General features: G+C 41.9%; 18 protein-coding genes and 1 pseudogene. 8 read left to right on the top strand and 11 right to left on the bottom strand.

The window, feature by feature from the left end; all coding sequences use genetic code 11:
- Positions 1-97: 97 nt before the first annotated feature.
- Positions 98-2557 (bottom strand): annotated as a pseudogene (locus ANSO36C_RS25995) (glycoside hydrolase family 31 protein).
- 1534 nt (positions 2558-4091) lie between these two features.
- Here ANSO36C_RS25995 and ANSO36C_RS25990 point away from each other — a divergent pair.
- Complete coding sequence (locus ANSO36C_RS25990; RefSeq protein WP_251956969.1) at positions 4092-4922, top strand: squalene/phytoene synthase family protein; 831 nt, start codon at positions 4092-4094, stop codon at positions 4920-4922.
- A gap of 34 nt (positions 4923-4956) precedes the next feature.
- On the opposite strand, the gene ANSO36C_RS25985 is transcribed toward ANSO36C_RS25990, so the two are convergent.
- Entirely contained in the window at positions 4957-6189 is a 1233-nt protein-coding gene (locus ANSO36C_RS25985) for an RNA-guided endonuclease InsQ/TnpB family protein (RefSeq protein WP_251956968.1), read from the bottom strand.
- Positions 6190-6715: 526 nt separating this feature from the next.
- Here ANSO36C_RS25985 and ANSO36C_RS25980 point away from each other — a divergent pair.
- Positions 6716-8299: a serine/threonine-protein kinase gene (locus ANSO36C_RS25980; protein WP_251956966.1), complete on the top strand. Its 1584-nt coding sequence runs from the start codon at positions 6716-6718 to the stop codon at positions 8297-8299.
- 22 nt (positions 8300-8321) lie between these two features.
- On the opposite strand, the gene ANSO36C_RS25975 is transcribed toward ANSO36C_RS25980, so the two are convergent.
- Both ANSO36C_RS25975 and ANSO36C_RS25970 read right to left on the bottom strand, forming a co-directional pair.
- The gene (locus tag ANSO36C_RS25975; RefSeq protein ID WP_251956965.1) at positions 8322-8492 is read right to left on the bottom strand and encodes a hypothetical protein; all 171 of its coding nucleotides are present in this window, start codon (positions 8490-8492) and stop codon (positions 8322-8324) included.
- Between the two features lie 114 nt (positions 8493-8606).
- Positions 8607-8969 carry a hypothetical protein gene (locus ANSO36C_RS25970; protein ID WP_251956961.1) on the bottom strand — a complete coding sequence of 121 codons (363 nt, stop codon included), beginning with the start codon at positions 8967-8969 and terminating at the stop codon, positions 8607-8609.
- A 256-nt stretch (positions 8970-9225) separates the two neighbouring features.
- Here ANSO36C_RS25970 and ANSO36C_RS25965 point away from each other — a divergent pair, with 256 nt between their 5' ends.
- Positions 9226-10302, top strand: a complete 1077-nt coding sequence (locus tag ANSO36C_RS25965) for a DMT family transporter (RefSeq protein ID WP_251956959.1) — start codon at positions 9226-9228, stop codon at positions 10300-10302.
- A 160-nt stretch (positions 10303-10462) separates the two neighbouring features.
- Positions 10463-11092, top strand: coding sequence for a DUF2996 domain-containing protein (locus ANSO36C_RS25960; RefSeq protein WP_251956958.1), 630 nt, complete (start codon positions 10463-10465; stop codon positions 11090-11092).
- Between the two features lie 112 nt (positions 11093-11204).
- On the opposite strand, the gene ANSO36C_RS25955 is transcribed toward ANSO36C_RS25960, so the two are convergent.
- Positions 11205-11405 (bottom strand): hypothetical protein, encoded by a 201-nt coding sequence (locus ANSO36C_RS25955; RefSeq protein ID WP_251956956.1) that lies wholly within the window; start codon positions 11403-11405, stop codon positions 11205-11207.
- Between the two features lie 183 nt (positions 11406-11588).
- The gene (gene lipB, locus ANSO36C_RS25950; RefSeq protein ID WP_251956955.1) at positions 11589-12284 is read right to left on the bottom strand and encodes a lipoyl(octanoyl) transferase LipB; all 696 of its coding nucleotides are present in this window, start codon (positions 12282-12284) and stop codon (positions 11589-11591) included.
- A 626-nt stretch (positions 12285-12910) separates the two neighbouring features.
- Here lipB and hpf point away from each other — a divergent pair.
- Complete coding sequence (hpf, locus tag ANSO36C_RS25945) at positions 12911-13555, top strand: ribosome hibernation-promoting factor, HPF/YfiA family (protein ID WP_251956954.1); 645 nt, start codon at positions 12911-12913, stop codon at positions 13553-13555.
- 111 nt (positions 13556-13666) lie between these two features.
- Here the strand turns inward: hpf and ANSO36C_RS25940 are convergent, their stop codons facing one another.
- Positions 13667-14125, bottom strand: a complete 459-nt coding sequence (locus ANSO36C_RS25940; protein WP_251956953.1) for a peroxiredoxin — start codon at positions 14123-14125, stop codon at positions 13667-13669.
- A gap of 118 nt (positions 14126-14243) precedes the next feature.
- Between ANSO36C_RS25940 and ANSO36C_RS25935 the strand changes: the two genes are divergently transcribed.
- Both ANSO36C_RS25935 and ANSO36C_RS25930 read left to right on the top strand, forming a co-directional pair.
- A complete protein-coding gene (locus ANSO36C_RS25935) occupies positions 14244-15374 on the top strand; it encodes an acyltransferase family protein (RefSeq protein WP_251956951.1) in 1131 nt (376 codons plus the stop codon).
- Between the two features lie 194 nt (positions 15375-15568).
- Positions 15569-16273 (top strand): CAP domain-containing protein, encoded by a 705-nt coding sequence (locus ANSO36C_RS25930; RefSeq protein ID WP_251956950.1) that lies wholly within the window; start codon positions 15569-15571, stop codon positions 16271-16273.
- 2 nt (positions 16274-16275) lie between these two features.
- Here the strand turns inward: ANSO36C_RS25930 and ANSO36C_RS34520 are convergent, their stop codons facing one another.
- From ANSO36C_RS34520 to ANSO36C_RS34505, 4 genes are all read right to left on the bottom strand, one after another.
- Entirely contained in the window at positions 16276-16458 is a 183-nt protein-coding gene (locus tag ANSO36C_RS34520) for an ATP-binding protein (protein ID WP_323374514.1), read from the bottom strand.
- A gap of 212 nt (positions 16459-16670) precedes the next feature.
- The gene (locus tag ANSO36C_RS34515) at positions 16671-16982 is read right to left on the bottom strand and encodes a histidine kinase dimerization/phospho-acceptor domain-containing protein (protein WP_323374616.1); all 312 of its coding nucleotides are present in this window, start codon (positions 16980-16982) and stop codon (positions 16671-16673) included.
- Positions 16921-17232, bottom strand: a complete 312-nt coding sequence (locus tag ANSO36C_RS34510; protein WP_323374512.1) for a hypothetical protein — start codon at positions 17230-17232, stop codon at positions 16921-16923. Before ANSO36C_RS34510 ends, ANSO36C_RS34515 begins: the two co-directional genes overlap by 62 nt.
- A gap of 6 nt (positions 17233-17238) precedes the next feature.
- Positions 17239-17550 (bottom strand): hypothetical protein, encoded by a 312-nt coding sequence (locus ANSO36C_RS34505; RefSeq protein ID WP_323374511.1) that lies wholly within the window; start codon positions 17548-17550, stop codon positions 17239-17241.
- 244 nt (positions 17551-17794) lie between these two features.
- Here ANSO36C_RS34505 and ANSO36C_RS25920 point away from each other — a divergent pair, with 244 nt between their 5' ends.
- A complete protein-coding gene (locus ANSO36C_RS25920) occupies positions 17795-18799 on the top strand; it encodes a Gfo/Idh/MocA family protein (protein WP_251956949.1) in 1005 nt (334 codons plus the stop codon).
- Positions 18800-18803 lie beyond the last annotated feature (4 nt).

Here is an 18803-nt window from a genome sequence, read left to right as displayed (position 1 = left end):
ACTCGGTTTTCATCTACCTCTATGCATATTTTCTCTGGCACAATCAATTTAAAGTAGGAAATAATGGTGGCTCAAAAAACCACCTTTGCGAGTATATTCAGAATTGCAGGCTATGTCGCTTACCATCATCCTGAAAACGCTGCTCTCCAACCCCAACAACTTCTACAATTACTTCACGCGGTGGAGGTGTCCATTCTCCAACTCTTGCTCCAATTTCCACTACTGTTTGATTAAAGTTAGTAATACGCTGATATTTGCTAGCGAAACTTTTTATCTTGATACTTGTTTGTTTGTCCATCATCTTCAAATAGCTGATATTCATTATTACCAGGCCAAATCCGTAATCGGATCTCGTCGAGTGGAGATTCATCAACATATTGCCTGATAGGTTGCATGGGAACGATCGCACCGCTACGGACATACAGTGGCATTTTTTCCAGTGGTGCATGGGCCAGAATGTGAATTGGGCCTTCATAGCGATCGCCAGTCCACCAATCATACCAAGTGCCAGCAGGTAAGTAGACAGCTCGATGCTCAACTCCAGGGCGGTAAATTGGTGCAGCCATCAGCGACGCACCTAGCAATACTTGATCGTAGAGGCTATAAGTTTTCAGATCGTTAGGGAAATGGTACAATAATGGTCTTAAAATCGGCGCGCCCGTTGTTGCCGCTTCCCAGAAAAGACTATAAATGTAGGGAAGTAGCTGATAACGTAGATTAATATATTCTCGACAGATATTTTCAACGCGATCGCCAAATACCCAAGGTTCATGACGAGCAGTAGACATTGCCGAATGAGCGCGCATCAATGGGTAAAGCATTCCTACCTGCATCCACCGAGCGAATAATTCAGCTGTGGCATTACCAGCAAACCCGCCAATATCGCAACCCACAAACCCCACACCCGAAAGTCCCATATTGCAAAGCATCGGCAGAGACATTTCTAAATGCTCCCACAACGATTGGTTATCTCCCATCCACACAGAAGACCAGCGTTGCACACCAGCATAACCCGATCGCGTTAACACAAATGATCGCTGTGAACTTCGATGCCGTTCCAACCCTTCATAACAAGCTTTAGCCATCATCAACCCATACAAATTATGCACTTCCGTATGAGTCACATCAATTTTAGATTTTAGGTCGCACCTTTGGTGCGCTTCCAGCGCAACTTGGATTTTGGATTGGTTCTCCTCCTCTCCCTCTGCTTCCCCTGCTTCCCCTGCTCCCCCTGCCCCCTGCCCCCTGCCCCCTGCCTCTTCACTCCCCTGCGGTGCATCTAAGGGAAACCAAATCTTTTCACCATCATCGCCGAAAGGACGATCGTTTATGGCAGGTTCATTCATATCATTCCAAATTCCTGCCACACCAATATCAGTTAGGCTTTTGTGTAAATCACCCCACCAGTTAGACACATCAGGACGTAAAAAGTCAGGAAAACAGCTTTCTCTGGCCAAACATAGCCGTGGAACAACGTACCATCAGCTTTACGCACAAAATAGTCGTTTTCTATTCCTTGGTCAAAAACATGATAATTACCTTCTGGTTCATACTTCACACCAGGGTCAATGATTGTGACTGTTTTGAAACCATCCTCTGCTAAATCACTAATGAGTTTTGCTGCGTTGGGGAAACGTTGAGGACTCCAACTAAAGACTCGATAGCCCCGCATATAGTCAATATCCAAGTGAATAACATCACAGGGAATGCGACGCTGACGAAATTCTTGCGCCAGTTCCCGCACAACGGTTTCTGATTCATAACTCCAGCGACATTGATGATAACCTAGCGCCCATTTCGGCGGTAATGGCATTCTCCCGGTTAGCTGAGTGTAAGTCTCCAGGATTTCGGCAGGTTCGGGGCCATAGATAATGTAATAATCCAATTCACCGCCACGAGTTTCCATCTTCCAAGTACCTGGTTGTTCAGCACCGATATCGAACTGACTCCAAAAAGAGGTGTTGAAAAAGATGCCATAGCCTAACCCTGGGCGCAAAGCCATAAAAAATGGAATTGCTTGGTACATTTCATCAGTGAGTGAATCATAATCTAGAGCATCCGTTGTCCAGTTGGTTTTCACTTCGCTGAGTTTATCCAGAAAGCCTGTGCGTTCACCAAAGCCATAGAAATGTTCATCAGCTGCAATTTCCTTCCACCCTGCAACTGCACCCATCCGCCAACCTATACCCATCTCTGCATCTTGGGCAAAAGGGCGATTAGCTTTATCGAAACAGGCAATGCGACACTTTTCTCGCTGGATGTACACATGAATCTGTGCTGTTTCAATTTCTACCGTTGCTTCATTTTCTTGCACCGTAAAAGGTGTTGTTGCCCATTCTCCATCATCCAGCGTCACTGCCCAAGGACGGCGGGGCATAAATTCCCCAGTCGGTGCAAAACGTACACGGAGTAAATTGGGCGCAAGTACACTGATAGTAAGGCGTGAGTCGCCACAGTCAAAATTAACAATATTATTGTTCCAGGTTACAGATTTTACATTGCTAACAGTTGTCCAAGGTTGGTTAGTTGTGGGTAATTTTCCGAAATATTGGGGCATATCAGTTATTAAGCAGGTTAATACTTGTCCGCATTCATGATTACAGAGATAATCAGCCTTAAACTCTTTCTTTCATTAGAAGTTGGGTTAAATATGAGCAGATATTTTTTGCTTAAGGTTCACTTTTATGCTGCTAATTATCCTAGTTTTTGCCGTACCTTTGAATGATTTTGTCTGGGATACTGTTAACTGATTTAATTTTAGGACGAAAGAATACTTAGGCAAAGCTTTATGAGCGATCGCGTGTGAGGATTGGGGAAATAGGTGACTTACAGCAAATTGCAATCAAACGTGCTACAGATAAAAGTGCTGAAAGCAATACTGGGCTTTGTTTTAGGATTTATTTTTGTGGTGGGTTTGATCGAAAACTGCTGTAATATAGCGGTTCTCGTTTGGATGCAACACAGTAGGGGCACAGTATTACTCATTGGTGTCAACTTAACGTGAAAAGCAGTCTAGAAAAAGCTTTTAGGATTGCCTCGTTCCCAGTCTCCGACTGGGAATGCCTGTCGTTGAGGCTCCGCCTCAAGACTTGCGGCAGAGCAGCTATGATGAGCATTTCCAGCCAGAGGCTGGAAACGAGATTTGAAAGGAGTTTTACCTTAAGTTGACACCAATGAGCATTGCTGTGCCCTTACGAATGCTCTGTATTCTATGCAATTGAGAACTGCTATATCCGAAAATCTCAACGTTGCTGCCCAATATTTATAGGACTGACTTACGCAAGAGTTACGGAATAACGAACCACAGAGGCGCAGAGTACACGGAGAAATAAGAGTTTGAGAGATATTTTGCGTAAGTCCTAATTTAGAGTGGGTGAAACCAGGGGATGTTGATTCCGTCGAAAAAGTCGCCCCTGCTACAGGTGCAGTCATGCTGCTCTTTGGTAAAAATATTCACAAATGTTTTTTGAGTGGACAACAGTCCACTTTGTCCACTTTTTTATTGTCAATCAAGTAAATATACGGCAACTTTTGGTTCTAGGTTATGGTCATTTGATGTCACTATCGTAAGTTACGCGTAGACATCGACCGCCGCAACCCTTTGTGTCCAATTTAACTTACCCTAACTCATCGGCAAGCCACTGTACGAACGTTGAGATGCGTACAAATGCTGTTATCCGTCATCAGCTTTTCCTAAATTGTCTTTATATATACAATAATTACACTTTCTTAGTCAGATTAACGCAGACTTTAAACACTTTCAAATGCCGAAAATGACTGTTTGCTTATAGAAAAAATTTGCAATATTCAACCAAATATTAGCATAATTCTTTATATATCTCCTAAAAGTTTATGAACGCTATATCAAACGACACCTCAAACACTTTTGCACCCAAAAACCTATATACTAGACTAGACTTTGATAAATTTGAGAGCTTTGTTAATTGCAACACCAAAAACTATTAATTTTTAGATGAAATACTAGCGTATCTTATAGTCTATAGTTTTTAAAGTTTAGTCAAAACTATATCCAGTATCATCAAAAAACTGCAAACTTCATGTGGTGCAAAAATCAATCGGGGAGTGAAAACATGAATTTACGTAGAGATGCATTGCAAATCCTCAAAGAAACTAGCCGAACTTTTTATATTCCAATTAGTCTTTTACCGCCAGGATTACAAGAGGCAGTAGCATCAGCATATTTGTGTATGCGTGCCATTGATGAAATTGAAGATCATTCCGAATTAGATAGCGCTACTAAAGCGAAGCTGTTAAAAACAATTAGCCTGACATTACAGGCAGGGGTAGATGGCTTCCCGCTAGATGCTTTCTTGGCAGGATTTAGTGGGTATGAGAATTCATTAGAAGAAGTCACTTTAAGCATTAGAGAATGGTCACTGCTAGCACCAGACACCATTGCACCTCGAATTTGGGATGCAACTGCTGCAATGGCAGACCGCATGGCTTATTGGGCAGAAAGAAACTGGAAAATTTCTACAGAATCTGATTTAGATCGCTATACCTTTGGGGTTGCTGGTGCAGTGGGATTGTTACTTTCGGACTTATGGGCTTGGTATGATGGAACACAAACGAACCGTACCCAGGCAATTGGGTTTGGTCGGGGTTTACAAGCAGTCAATATCCTACGTAACCATACTGAAGATTTGGGGCGTGGGGTAGAATTCTTCCCAGAGGGTTGGAGTGCAGAAAATATGCAAGAGTATGCCCGGCGAAATTTAGCCTTGGCAGAAGCTTATGTTAAAGACCTTCCTACGGGCCCCGCCTTAGATTTTTGCCAAATTCCCTTAACCTTGGCTAATGGCACTCTTGATGCCCTTGCTAATGGTAAAGACAAACTTAGCCGCAGTGATGTTTTTGCACTTATCGAACAGCTGATTAGTGTGAACATGAAAGCCAGCTAATAGTCTGTTAACGAATAACGGAGACGATTGTGAACTACCTACACTGACCTGACGGTACAGTGTAGGCTTCCTGTCCAACAGAAAGCGCAGCAGTGGATTTCTTGCGTCCTCCCTTACTCCGACTTACATCTGGACAACAGGCTTTATTATCCCCCGTTCCAGAGGTCAAAATCCGTAGTCCCTCATCTCTGAGGTTAATACTTGCGTTGATATCCCTGTCATGTCTGGTTTGACAATTATCACAAGTCCAAAATCTGATATCAAGAGGCAAACTACCAACTTGATTTAGGCACACATGACAGGTTTTTGAACTAGGGAAAAATCTATCAACTTCCTGATAAATCTTTCCTTCCATTTCTGCCTTGTATTTCAGCATGGTGCAAAACATTCCCCATCCCACTTGATGTATGGATTTGGCGAGTTTGTGATTTTGCATCATGCCTTTAACATTGAGGTTTTCCACAACAATAACTTGGTTTTCGTTAACTATCCTACGAGATAGCTTGTGTAAAAAATCTCCACGGTAGTTAGTAATTTTTCTGTGAACAAAGCCAACTTTGTTTCTAGCTTTAATACGGTTATTAGAGCCTTTCTGTTTTCTAGATAGTTGCTGCTGCTTGAGTTTTAAATTCTTCTCATACTTGTTTAATATTCTGGGGTTATCAAATTTAGATCCATCGCTAGTAACAGCGAAGTGGGTCAATCCCAAATCAATACCTATCGCTTTACCTTCTGGATTTGAACTAGGTTTATCTTTACAATCATCAAAAAGAATAGCTGCAAAGTATTGATTAGAGCAATTTTTAGAGATGGTTACGGTTTTGACTTTACCTTCAATAGGTCTATGAATTATCGCTGTGACATCTCCTATTTTTGGGAGGGTCAAACAACTATCAACAACTTTAACATTTTGAGGGTATTGAATTGACTGTTTGCTATGCTTTGATTTGAATCTAGGGTATTTAGCTCTTTTTTCATTCGCGCAGCGTCTCGCAGAGAAGAAGTTATTAAAAGCTACTCCTAGATTTAAACAAACTTGTTGCAAACATTGTGAATAGGTCGATGTCAACCATTCATACTCTTTTTTCAACTGCGGGATTATCTTTTTTACTGCGTATCCAGACAGCCCCTTACCAGTTTCTTTGTATGTTTGATTCATCAAATTCAGGCAATAATTCCAGAGCCAACGACAACTGCCAAAAGCTTGCGCTAGTGACTGCTGCTGTTGAGAATCTGGATATAATCTGACTTTGACAACCTTTAACATTTTAGAGTAAATAGCGTTTGCTATAAAAAAGTATAATATAAGAATTGCTCGTTTCCTCCATGTCTTTCTCCTTCTTATCCCTGCGGGATAAATTGGTCGAAAGACTGTCGCCAACTCGCCCGCCATTCATACCACGCTCCCCTATCGGGTGAGACGTGGGGCTTCTGTCGGTTCAAGCTAAATTGCCTCCAAACTTGGACATCCAAATTCTACAGCGATTTTCTGTAGGGGAGCCAGTGGGTAAGGCTGTGTGATCTTGGGGATCTCTCCCGTTCGCGCAGCATCCATCCCGTTGGCGCAGTCTCTTGTAGAAAAAGAAACAGAATAGGGTAAACACTATTTTTAAATGTTGAGTATAATAAATTATCTTTTTCTAGCGATCGCTTTACGTAATATTCAGTTAAACTTTAGGAAATCTTCACAGTATTTCCAGCAAAAATTACCTGGCAGAAGTTGATCAATATCTAAATAATTGAAAGAGAGTATAACAGTCCCCGTGATTATTCGTGCAGCGAGTTAACAGTGCATGAGCTACTGCTTAAATCCTACCTGTCCCAATCCAGAAAATTTGGTATATAGCCAAAACTGTCAGTCTTGTGGCTCGCAATTACTGTTGCGCGATCGCTATCAGGTGATCAAACCATTAGGTCAGGGTGGCTTTGGAGCAACCTTCTTAGCCAATGATCAAGGCTTACCAGGAGAACCGAGTTGTGTAATTAAACAATTACGCCCATCAGGAAGCGCCCCACACGTTTTACAGATGGCCAGAGAACTCTTTGAGCGAGAAGCCAAAACTCTAGGTAAGATTGGCAATCATCCCCAAGTACCAAGATTGTTAGACTATTTTGAAGATCATGAGCAATTCTATTTAGTTCAAGAATACATCAGTGGTGATACCTTGCAGGAGGAGGTCAAACTTAACGGCATCTTGAGCGAAACTGGAGTCAAGCAATTTTTGAGCGAGATTTTGCCACTGCTGCAATATATCCATGAGCAAAAAGTGATTCACCGTGATATCAAACCAGCCAACTTAATTCGCCGCACTCAAGATGCCAGAATGGTACTCATTGATTTTGGTGCTGTTAAAAACCAAATCAGCCAAGGTACGACAAATCCATCAGGACAGACAGCATTAACTGCTTATGCCATTGGTACTCCTGGTTTTGCACCGCCAGAGCAAATGGCTATGCGTCCAGTCTACGCCAGTGATATTTATGCACTGGGAGTCACATGTATTTATTTACTGACTAGCAAAACTCCTAAAGATTTAGATTACAATCCCAATACTGGCGAGATGATGTGGGAGCAGCTTGTGCAAGTGAGCGATCACTTGAGCAATGTATTGCGAAAAATGTTAGAAGTGTCTGTACGTAATCGCTATCAGTCAGCAGCAGATGTTCTCAGAGCATTAGAAATAGAACCGTACTTAGATAGTTTAGCCAACGGTTTACTGACTAAATCTGATAGTGGATCTAAAGAGCGAACACACAACCACCTAGAAAATTCTGCTGTTTTATGTAATAACCCTGCTACTGCTACCAGTGCAGGAGTGGCACAAGTAGCGGCGGCAATTCGTGCTAGAAGAGCCAAAGCAGCAGAAGCGGCTGGATTACACCAGGGTTCTAATTTAGCCAATAGCAACAGTAATAGTTCACAAATTCAAAATTCTAAAGTTGAGCGTAAGTTAGATACCCAAAGTTTATTAACCGCCTATCTGAAGGGAAGACGAGATTTTGCCTTACACAATTTAAGTTTGTTGAATCTGCAAGGTGCTGACTTATCCCAAACAAATTTCCATTCCGCTCAATTGCAAAAAACCAATCTCCAAGGAGCTAATCTTCACAATAGTGACTTTGGCAGAGCCAGTCTAACTCGAGCAAATCTTAAGGATGCTAATTTGAGCAAAGCATACTTTAACCATGCTGATTTAGAAGGGGCAGACCTACGAGGTGCTGACCTCAGCAATGCTTATCTCAACAATGCTAATCTCCGAGGGGCTAATCTGTGTGGTGCTAATCTCACCAGTGCCAAAATTTCTGATGAGCAGCTAGCATTAGCAAAAACAAACTGGATGACCGTGCGCCCCAATGGTAAAAGAGGCTTGTTGTGATTTGAAAGTTTAAATTTGGAATTCACATCCTTGCTCTAATTCCATCATTTTTAAAGATGGAATTAGAGCAAGGCTTTTGAAGGGTTTTCAACTCACCAATTTTTTTTATTGATTGCAGTAGAAAAAAATAATATTTTAGGTTATTTTCTGGGAAATGTAGAGCCATCTTAAGCTCGACTTTATCTTCATCCATAATCTGTGACGTGGAAAAAGTATTTGCCAAAAAGCCAGTGTTGTTGCCGAATAAAGAAAGCCAAGTTTTTAATTTTGGATAAAGTCGAGCTGAGACAGAAGCAGCTTCAATAAGTTACTTTACTTCACTGGGTTCAAATTTAGTTATCTTACCTTTCTTAACGGCAACAATCACATCGTAATGCGAACAGTAAGCGAATGTGACATCATTAGCTTTGTTATAAAGGTTAACTACGTGACCTGCACCGCCTACTTGGATACCGATTGGCTCTAAGTCAGCAAAAAAGAAACGACGGAGTTGATCGCCACTACCAATCTGACCCTTATTCTTAGTGAGCAAGTCTAATTTCTTTGTTACAGACAATTCTTCGGCTGCTGAGGCTTGCACTAATGATGGATTGATCACCTTTAATGGTGCGTCCCAAACTGTCAAAAAACCAACCAAGGCTACACTTGTAAGTAGGGGTGAAAGTTTCATTTGTTACTTCTCTTTTCTGTTTTATCCCGAACATCCAAAGCATCTCACTTGGGACTTAGAGTTTATTGAAACTAAGCCATTATTTTCATGAATTTATCCCCAGAGAAAATTTAGTTAATTCTCAGCATTTTCTCAGGGAAAGATGGTAGCTGGAAGTCACAGTATATTTTAAGTATTTTCTCAACAAAACCTCATTTGGAAGTGCATGAGGGTAACTTAATATAATAAGCAATGCTTTCATTGCAGTAATCTTATTGTGACTAGACCCAGAAAAGCACATCGCCTAACCCCTAGAATTTCGGGACAAACATATCTCTGGCTAGCAATGCTAATTTTTGCAGCATCCGGTGCAGTTACCCGGAAGTTAACAGAAATTGGCGCTCAACACTTAATAGGCGATGCCTACGGCGGCAAGTTAAGCAATCCGATTTCTTTGTGCAATGTTTTATTTGTGGGAAACCTTTGTGCCTTGATATTGCTGATCCTAATCTATGGGCGACAGTGGAACAAAGCTAATTTGAAGCAACTCTCAAGGAAGGATTGGGTCAGTTTAACGGTAGTAGCTATTTTATCAGGAGCGTTAGCCCCTGGTTTAATTTTCCAGGCACTGGCACTCACAGAACTGAACAATATCATCTTGGTTGGACGTTTAGAACCGCCTCTAACTCTGGCTTTATCAGTCTGGTTATTAAGAGAACGGGTAAATATTTGGGAATTTATTGGAGCGATCGCAGCATTTATCGGCGTTATTCTAACTATTATCCTTCAACCTCCAACAGAAGCCATGATGAACATGGGAGGTTTTGGTTTGGGCATAGGAGAGATTTTGGCAGTAGCAGCATCAGTGGCTACTGCCGCTTCCACAATTATTGGCAAGAAACACCTCTCTCAAATACCCCTAGGAATCTATAATATTTTTCGGACTGCACTCGGAACCGTAATCTTTTTTTTCATTGCTTTAGTCCTTTATGGCAGCGATCATTTCGCTGGTGTTCTCTCACCATTTTTGTGGCAATGGATGTTTCTTTATGGCGGTTTGATTGTAGTTGTAGGACAGTCTTTTTGGGTTAAAGGCTTGAAAACTTCTACTGTATCTATGGCTTCCTTAGTTAGCTCTTTTAGCCCAGTTGTCGGGATTATAGCAGCCTATTTTATTTTGGGTGAAGCTCCTACCCTACCTCAATATATTGGTGGTAGCTTAATTTTAGTAGGCATATTCTTGAGTCAAGTTGGCACTAAGTATAAGACTTCTAGGACAGTTGCATCTGACAAGATAAGTTCTACTCCAGCGCAGCAAGAGGTAGAAAGTGGGATGGGATTCAAGGGAATTTGAAGAAGGCAAAGGGGAAGAAAGCTTATATCCTAAGCCTTGACTTTATTTCTAACTGCACAGTTATTTTTACCCTTCTGCCCTAGTATGTCAAAATAAAAATACCCGATACATCAAGGTGAGCGATCGCTCCAAAAGCTAGATTAAAGGATTGACCTGAGCAATGGCAGACCCAACCAATCACAATCAAGCGGGAGAAGTAGCTCCCAGCACTGTTGACAAGCAAGCTCCCAGTGTGGCTGAAGAACACGCTCCTAGTACAGATTCACCAGAAGCCACAGACCTTCCTACTGCTAACACGCCAGACCCGAAAACGGCAAACCCCGAAGATAATCCCAATGCTGCTAAACCAGCTGCCGCAGCAACAGGAGAAAAACCCGCAGCCGCAGCTAAAGCCGCCAAAAAAGAAAAAGCCCCATCTGTTGAAGATAAGCCATTTGTAGAATTTATCGAGCAAGACTACTTGCCAGCTTTACAAAAAGCGATCGCTCAACAAGGTGTGCAAGATTTAGAGGTGTCTTTTGCCAAGCAAAAGGTTCCAATCACTGGCTTTGAATCTGCCGAAGAATGCTGGCAAATTATCGGTAGTTGGTCGGAAAAGGGTCGGCGTCAGTTTAACGTGTATTTCCCCGAAGAAGATATTCAAGGGAAAAAGGGATTTTCCTGCAATGAAGGCAAAAAACCAAGCACTCTTGAGTCATTCTTAATCGATGAGCGCAAAATTACCCTCGATTTGTTGGTATTTGGGTTAGTTCAGCGATTAGATGGTCAAAAATGGTTAGGTAGAAATTAGTTATTAGGTATGGATCATGGAGCATTGCTTATTCTCCTTGCTGCTCCTTGCTCCCTGCCTTATGCCAACAACTGGAATTAAATTAGACGGTGTGGCAACTCTTGCGATCGCATCAAAGATACTCGCGTAAGAAATCAAAGGGATCGTCTTCCCAACAAGGTTCAGGTATCAGCCAAATTAAACTACTATGGATGTCGGCTTCAATTTCATCACCGTCGTCCCTATCAAATAGTTCTATCAAAGCTGTCCAATCACGTTCTCTCAAAGACGTTAACGATGGGGCATATACCTGGAGATTATTTGAGTAATTCACGCGCAAAGTTGTGCTTGACAGCTGTAAAAAGTTAGTATATAAATTTGTAAATAATCGGATTTTAGCTTTAATAACCGCAGTTAAATAGTTATTTTTTTACTATTAAATATAAACTACTCTCATCAGTGTCTCACAATTTAAATCGGACTGCTATAGTATTTGTTACATAATTAGAATCTGAACTTACTCAGACTGGAAAAATCCTTCAAGCTGAGACTCGACTAATTCCACACCAAAGACTTCTGCAAAAGACTGTGCTACATAAAAACGCACTTCTTGGCAGGTAATTTCTGGAATCCATTCGGCTAAACTGCCTACAGGTTTATCAGAAATACCGCAGGGTACAATGCGTTCAAAGCCTGTCATATCTGGGCAAACATTTAATGCAAAGCCGTGCATGGTAATCCAACGGCTGACTTTAATCCCAATAGCTGCAACTTTTCGCCCTTGTAGCCAAACGCCAGTAAAAGCCGGAATTCTTTGTCCCTGCAACCCATAAACTGCCAATACGCGAATTATTACTTCTTCGAGTTGTCGTAAGTACCAATGGAGGTCTTTACGATAACGTTGCAGATTTAAAATTGGATACCCCACTAGTTGACCGGGGCAATGATAAGTCACCTCGCCGCCTCGTTCAATTCGATGCACATCATATTGAGTTTTGTCAATATCAAATTTGATAAAATCCGAGTTGCTTCCTTGCCCCAAAGTATAGACAGGTGGATGTTCTAGCAAAATTAACACATCATCTAGATTGGGGTCGTGGATGCGCTCAGTAAGGAGCGATCGCTGCCATTTATGAGCGTCTAAGTAAGGCATTAATCCTTGGTTATACAGCAAACAACTGTTTTTGTGCGGTTCTTCTTTACTATGGATCATGCCAAAATTCAACCGTATTTAAGACTAAATATATTGCAAGTTTCAGGATTGAAATCAACAATTGTCAAGATTTGCAAAGGATTCTAAAGGAAAGTCAAGGGAATATGCATTAGAAAATACAAAGTGCTAGCTTGAATATATAACCTCAATAGGTTTTTAGGAGGAATTCTCTGCAATAAGCATCATGCCAAGACAATAAAGAAAAGACGAATGTACTGGCTGATGATTTTCATAAGATTGTTTGAAATACAAACAAAATCAAACTTCCACAAAGACTTGTATTATTAAACAACAGCAAGCAAACCTCAACCGAACACAGAAGGAGCAAGTATCAAAAGTTCTGTAAGCGTTGCTTTATTGAAGTTGGTAGTCAGAGTAGCTACCACTGAGATTGCCTCACTTAAGAGTCCTAGGTGGATATCCAATTGGATATCAGCGCAGAGATGAGGAGGCAAATCAAGGGTACACTTGATAACAACTTAGATGCAGCAAGCTCAGAAACAGCTTACCAGCAGTAAATACAATATAGTCCACAATTTGTTTTGGCGGGAGTAATAGAGCTTACCGCAACTTCTTTTCATACAAAGCAAATTCATACATCCAAATATTCAGCGGGAGAGTATTACATGAAGCTTGTCATCCACGGCAAAAATATTGAAATCACCGATGCGATTCGTGAGTATGTACATCAAAAGATTGAAAAAGCAGTTAGTCACTTTCAAAGCCTTACAAATGAAGTGGATGTGCATCTTAGCGTCGCCCGTAACCCCCGAATTAATACAAGACAAGCGGCTGAAGTAACTATTTATGCTAATGGTAGCGTGATTCGTGCCGAGGAAAGTAGCGAAAACTTATACGCCAGTATTGACTTAGTTGCAGATAAAATTGCCCGTCAACTGCGGAAATATAAAGAACGACGTCAAGACCAGAAAACTCAGCCTCAACCAGAAGAAGTCGTTGTTGTAGAATCGGTAGTTACAGATTTAATTGGCGATCGCACCCCCGAATTGCCCAATGAAGTCGTCCGCACCAAATATTTTTCCATGCCGCCGATGACCGTAGCAGAAGCCTTGGAACAACTACAACTCGTGGGACACGACTTTTATATGTTCCACAATTCTGAAACTGGAGAGATTAATGTAATTTACGAACGCAACCACGGTGGTTATGGTGTAATTCATCCCCGCAATGCTAATGCTCATACTAACGGCAAGAATGGTAAGGCAAGCCACGCTAATATTGTCATGCCGGAAAAGTCGCATTCTAAATAGGGCATAGGGAATAGGGCATAGGGAATAGGGCATGGGGCATAGGGAATGGGGAGCATATTAATTATTGTCCAATGCCCAATGCTCAATGCCCAACTCCCAATGCCCATTTCCCTATTTTGCAATCTGTTGCAAACTTTTCAGCGCTTCTTCAACATGACCTTTAAAGTTAAACATTGAATCAAACACGTATTGCACAACTCCCTGTTGGTCAATAACGTAAGTAACGCGACCAGGAAACAAGCCAAAGGCTGCTGTTGCGCCATATAGCTTCCGTACTTGGTCGCCTTTGTCAGTTAACAGAGTAAAAGGTAGATTGTATTTCGCAGCAAATTTTTGGTGAGATTCGATGGAATCAGAACTCACGCCGACAACTTCAGCGCCAGCAGTTTTGAAGACTTCATACTGATCACGAAAGGCGCAAGATTCAGTCGTACATCCGGGTGTGTCGTCCTTGGGATAAAAATATAAAATAACAGCTTTTTTGCCGCGAAAATCTTGGAGGCTAATTGTTGAGCCGCTTTGAGCAGGTAGACTGAAATTAGGAGCTGTATCTCCAACTTTGATTGGCATAGCAAATGGTAGTAATGACTTAACAAAATTTTACCTTGTATCCAAGTTTATAAATTTTGCTTGATTACCTGCATCAACCGGAGTAGCTTAGATACTCATCTAACACCAAATTCCGCTTATGCGCTTGACCTCATTGGATGTTTTTCGCGGCATCACGATCGCTGCGATGATTCTCGTCAATATGGCGGGTGTCGCAGATGATATATATCCTCCCTTAGCCCACGCCAATTGGCACGGCTGCACACCAACCGACTTGGTATTTCCCTTCTTTCTCTTCATTATCGGTGTAGCAATGACTTTCTCGTTGTCAAAGTATACCGAAGGTAATAAACCAACCTCAGCTGTTTACTGGCGGATATTGCGCCGTGCCGCCATTCTCTTTGCCTTGGGATTGCTACTAAATGGCTTTTGGAATCAAGGTGTTTGGACTTTTGATTTGAGTAGTATCCGCATTATGGGAGTGTTGCAGCGCATCAGCATTACCTATCTGCTGGCTTCTTTGATAGTTCTCAACCTGTCGCGTAAAGGTCAATGGATATTAGCAGCAGTGCTACTCATCGGTTACTGGTTAACGATAATGTATTTACCAGTGCCAGAATATGGCGCGGGAGTGCTGACGCGGGAAGGTAATTTTGGCGCTTATGTTGACCGTTTGATTATTCCCAAAGCACATCTATATAAAGGTGATAGTTTCAACTTTATGGGAGATCCAGAGGGACTCTTCAGTACTATTCCCGCCATCGTAAGCGTTCTCGCTGGCTACTTCACTGGGCAATGGATACGCAGTCAACCTGTACAGTCACGCACAAGTATAGGTTTAGCATTATTTGGAGTTGGTTGCTTAATTATTGGTTGGGCATGGGGGTGGACATTCCCCATCAACAAAAAGCTGTGGACAAGTTCTTATGTAGTCTTTACTAGCGGTTGGGCGTTACTGTTGCTGGCAGCTTGTTATGAATTTATCGAAGTACGGCTAATTCGTCGTTGGAGTAAACCTTTTGAAATTATGGGCTTAAATGCGATCGCTCTTTTCGTTGCATCGGTTTTATTGATTAAAATCTTAGTGAAAACCACTATTGGCAGTGGCAAAGACGTTCCCAGTACCTACAATTGGATTTATCAGAACTTTTTCGCACATCTTGGGCAGAGGGCGCTGAATGGTTCCCTATTATTTGCCCTAGTCACCGTGTTGTTGTGGTGGGCTGTTGGTGTTTTGATGTATCGGCAACGCTGGTTTCTCAAAGTGTAACATTTTAGGAACAAAGGCGATTGCAACTTTATCTATATTAGTGGGGCGTTAATCTGCGCTTTCGTTTGATGAACTGACTTAGGTTCTAAGATAGTTTCTAACGGCAGAAGCGTTTATAGACTTATCTGTGCGTTGAAAATTCTTATTTCTTCTAATTCCCTAAATTAATCCAGAGAAAAATTCTGAGGTAATGAATGCATCGCCTAAAATTTTGGGTATTTTTGCCAATAGCCTTGATATTCGGCTGCTCAGATCAACTATTTCAATCTAACCCGTCTGTAGCCAAACCTAGCCCCGCAGTAGTTAAACAAACTAGTCCAACTTTGTTAGCAAAAGCAAGTTACCTTACACCGTTGGAACAACAGGTAATTGTTGAAACAAATAAAGTTAGAACAAATCCCAAGTCATATCTCCCGATTCTGCAAAACTATAGAAAGCGCTTTGAGGGAAACCGAGTCAAAATTTCTAATAATACCTATTTGCGAACTCAAGAAGGAGTTAAAGCAGTCGATGAGGCGATCGCATTTTTGAAATCAGCGCGTCCCGTGGGAGCCTTGAGTGCATCTAAGGGTATGTCTTTAGGAGCAAAAGACCACATTAAAGACCAAGGGCCAAAAGGTGCTTTAGGCCATGATGGTAGCGATGGTAGCAACCCTTTTACTCGCATTAACCGTTATGGTACATGGTTAACAACCGCAGGCGAAAATATCAGTTATGGGCCAAACACGGCTCAAGATATCGTCATGCAGTTAATTATTGATGATGGTGTGCCCGATCGCGGTCATCGAAAAAACATTTTCAACGGTGCTTTTAAAGTCTCTGGCGTTGCTTATGGAACTCACAAATTATATAGAACAATCTGTGTAATTAACTATGCTGGAGGTTATAGGGAAAAATAATCTCAAAGTTTTAGAGGAAGGCTAATTTGAAATGTGGAGCCTTCACCTAGAATACTATTTACAGTAATTTGCCCTCCATATCGTTGCACAATTTGTTGAGCGATAGCAAGTCCAAGTCCAAAGCCACCTGTTTGCCGAGATCGAACAGTATCTACACGATAAAAACGATCAAATATGTGTGGCAAATCAGTGGACGGAATACCAATTCCGTTGTCTTTGACCTGAATTACCGCACAGTGGAGACTGGGTAAAAAGATTTAATTCTACCTTACCATCTGCTGGTGTGTACTTGAAGGCATTAGTTAGAAGATAATCACAGCTTGTTTGAGCAAAGTAGCATCGGCTTTTAACATGAATGGGATGCTCTGGAAGGTGAGCATTGAAATTGAGATTTTGGTCAGGAGCAAGGGCTGAGAACTCGCTGAGCAAGCGATCGCAATATCTCACACAAATCAACAGGTGTTAATCCGGTTTCCGCAAGGGAGCCATTATGACGCGACAAAAAAAGCAAATCATTGATCAGCGTACTCATGGACTTAGCAGTTTGGGCAATATTTTGCAACCGCAATCTTTGCTCCAAGGGGTCTTCGGGGGGCATCAAGGCAACTTGGGCATTGCTTAATACTGTAGCAACGGGTGTACGTAATTCATGGGAAGCATCGGCTGTAAATCGCTGCAACTGCTGATAAGCACGGAGGCTCGGTCGCATTGCCAACCCGCCCAAAAACCAACCTGTAATGACCAATTACACCAAACGTCACAGGAACCCCAAAAGTTAAAAACAAGCGGGCTTGGTTCAGGTTAACGCGTAGAGAGTTCATTGGCACTGCTGCTTGGAAGTAGCCAATGAGCCGCTTATCTTCAAAAATAGGAATTGTGACTTGGCGAACCCAGGTTCTTATCAAATATTCACTACCTAGTGGTAGTTGTAGCGTTTGAAATCCTGGTTCTGCTGTCAACTGGTGTTACCCGATGAACCGATATAATTGCAAAAGTTGTTTATCAGAGTTGTACCATCGCGCATATATTAGTCCGCCATTTAAAGATGCTCCGTTTTCTATGGGAGTTTTGCTGTGCTGATTTCTCCATTGACTTTGATAAAGCGAGTATTGAGTCTTGGCAGCAAAAACTTTACTTTGTGAAAAAAGTTCGTCGTCAAAAACTCGCAACTGTTCTTCTACACTCAGACAATAGCCCACCCCTGCAAAAGCGAACAAAATTCCACCCATTGACAGGGCGAACCAGTGAGCGAGATTACGACGGCTACGATCAAACATTTGTCATTAGTCATTAGTCATTAGTCATTACTCTAACTTTGACAAAGCTTTTATTTTATCTTATGGAGTCTCAGCTTAAAAAAAGAGGGCTTTTCTTTTGAAGTCTGCCATTTTGAGTATACGTACTTCTGCCTACCTTCAAATAAAGTCTTGTTCGTCCTTGAGGGCGTAAGACGAATGTTGTAGAGTCTAGACTGGTGAACCCCATGAAGAGAGAAGATCAAAAAGAGAACCAGCGAGAATCATGTATAATTCAGGAGCAGCTTTGGAAAAAGCAAGAGTGCGTGTAGGTTTGGTAGGTACTGGGTATGCGGCAAAATTTCGAGCTGAGGCATTGCTCCGTGATGAGCGATCGCATTTAGTTGCAGTTGTTGGTCATAGCCCAGAAAAAACCGAATCCTTTGCCAAAGAGTATCAGATTGAAGTGTTGAGTTCTTGGCAAGAGTTAGTAGAGCGTGAAGATATCGACCTAGTGGTGATCTGTACTATTAATCGAGATCATGGTGCGATCGCTCGTGCAGCACTTACCAACGGCAAACATGTAATCGTAGAGTATCCTCTTTCGTTGGATGTATTCGAAGCAGAAGAACTTATTGCCTTAGCCAAAGCCCAACAAAAACTGCTGCACGTCGAACACCTAGAACTTTTGGGTGGTTTGCATCAAGCCTTGAAGCAAAACTTAGCTAAAGTTGGTGAGGTGTTTTATGTTCGCTACAGCACCATCAATCCCCAGAATCCTGCACCCCGCAAATGGACTTATAACCACGAGTTGTTCGGTTTTCCCTTAATGGGGGCGCTGTCTCGCCTACATCGTCTCACCGATTTATTTGGTAAAGTATTTACAGTTAACTGTCACCAGCGATATTGGGAAATAGAACCGGAATACTACCAAACCTGTTTCTGCACTAGTGAACTGTCATTTAACAGTGGACTTTTAGCCCAAGTAGTCTATGGCAAAGGTGAAAGTATTTGGCAATCACAACGCAAGTTTGAAGTTCACGGTGAAAAAGGTGGTCTAATTTTTGATGGCGACACAGGAATTTTTATCCAGCCAGGGGAAACAACACCTATAGAGGTTGGCCCTCGCCGGGGTTTGTTCGCCAAAGACACAAGTATGGTGTTAGACCATCTTTTTGATGGCACTCCTTTGTATGTTACTCCAGAGGAGAGCTTGTATACCCTAAAGGTTGCTGATGCTGCACAAAGAGCTGCACAAACAGGCTTAACTATGTTTATGAAAGATATCTAGATAA

The organism is Nostoc cf. commune SO-36, assembly GCF_023734775.1.
GTDB lineage: Bacteria > Cyanobacteriota > Cyanobacteriia > Cyanobacteriales > Nostocaceae > Nostoc > Nostoc commune_A.
This window is presented reverse-complemented; position numbering and strand designations above follow the sequence as displayed.

Bases quoted from the DNA above. Each gene is read 5' to 3' on its own strand.
- ANSO36C_RS25990 (WP_251956969.1), top strand. From the start codon at position 4,092: ATGAATTTACGTAGAGATGCATTGCAAATCCTCAAAGAAACTAGCCGA.
- ANSO36C_RS25985 (WP_251956968.1), bottom strand. From the start codon at position 6,189: ATGTTAAAGGTTGTCAAAGTCAGATTATATCCAGATTCTCAACAGCAG.
- ANSO36C_RS25980 (WP_251956966.1), top strand. From the start codon at position 6,716: ATGAGCTACTGCTTAAATCCTACCTGTCCCAATCCAGAAAATTTGGTA.
- ANSO36C_RS25975 (WP_251956965.1), bottom strand. From the start codon at position 8,492: ATGGATGAAGATAAAGTCGAGCTTAAGATGGCTCTACATTTCCCAGAA.
- ANSO36C_RS25970 (WP_251956961.1), bottom strand. From the start codon at position 8,969: ATGAAACTTTCACCCCTACTTACAAGTGTAGCCTTGGTTGGTTTTTTG.
- ANSO36C_RS25960 (WP_251956958.1), top strand. From the start codon at position 10,463: ATGGCAGACCCAACCAATCACAATCAAGCGGGAGAAGTAGCTCCCAGC.
- lipB (WP_251956955.1), bottom strand. From the start codon at position 12,284: ATGATCCATAGTAAAGAAGAACCGCACAAAAACAGTTGTTTGCTGTAT.
- hpf (WP_251956954.1), top strand. From the start codon at position 12,911: ATGAAGCTTGTCATCCACGGCAAAAATATTGAAATCACCGATGCGATT.
- ANSO36C_RS25940 (WP_251956953.1), bottom strand. From the start codon at position 14,125: ATGCCAATCAAAGTTGGAGATACAGCTCCTAATTTCAGTCTACCTGCT.
- ANSO36C_RS25935 (WP_251956951.1), top strand. From the start codon at position 14,244: ATGCGCTTGACCTCATTGGATGTTTTTCGCGGCATCACGATCGCTGCG.
- ANSO36C_RS25930 (WP_251956950.1), top strand. From the start codon at position 15,569: ATGCATCGCCTAAAATTTTGGGTATTTTTGCCAATAGCCTTGATATTC.
- ANSO36C_RS34515 (WP_323374616.1), bottom strand. From the start codon at position 16,982: ATGCGACCGAGCCTCCGTGCTTATCAGCAGTTGCAGCGATTTACAGCC.
- ANSO36C_RS34505 (WP_323374511.1), bottom strand. From the start codon at position 17,550: ATGTTTGATCGTAGCCGTCGTAATCTCGCTCACTGGTTCGCCCTGTCA.
- ANSO36C_RS25920 (WP_251956949.1), top strand. From the start codon at position 17,795: ATGTATAATTCAGGAGCAGCTTTGGAAAAAGCAAGAGTGCGTGTAGGT.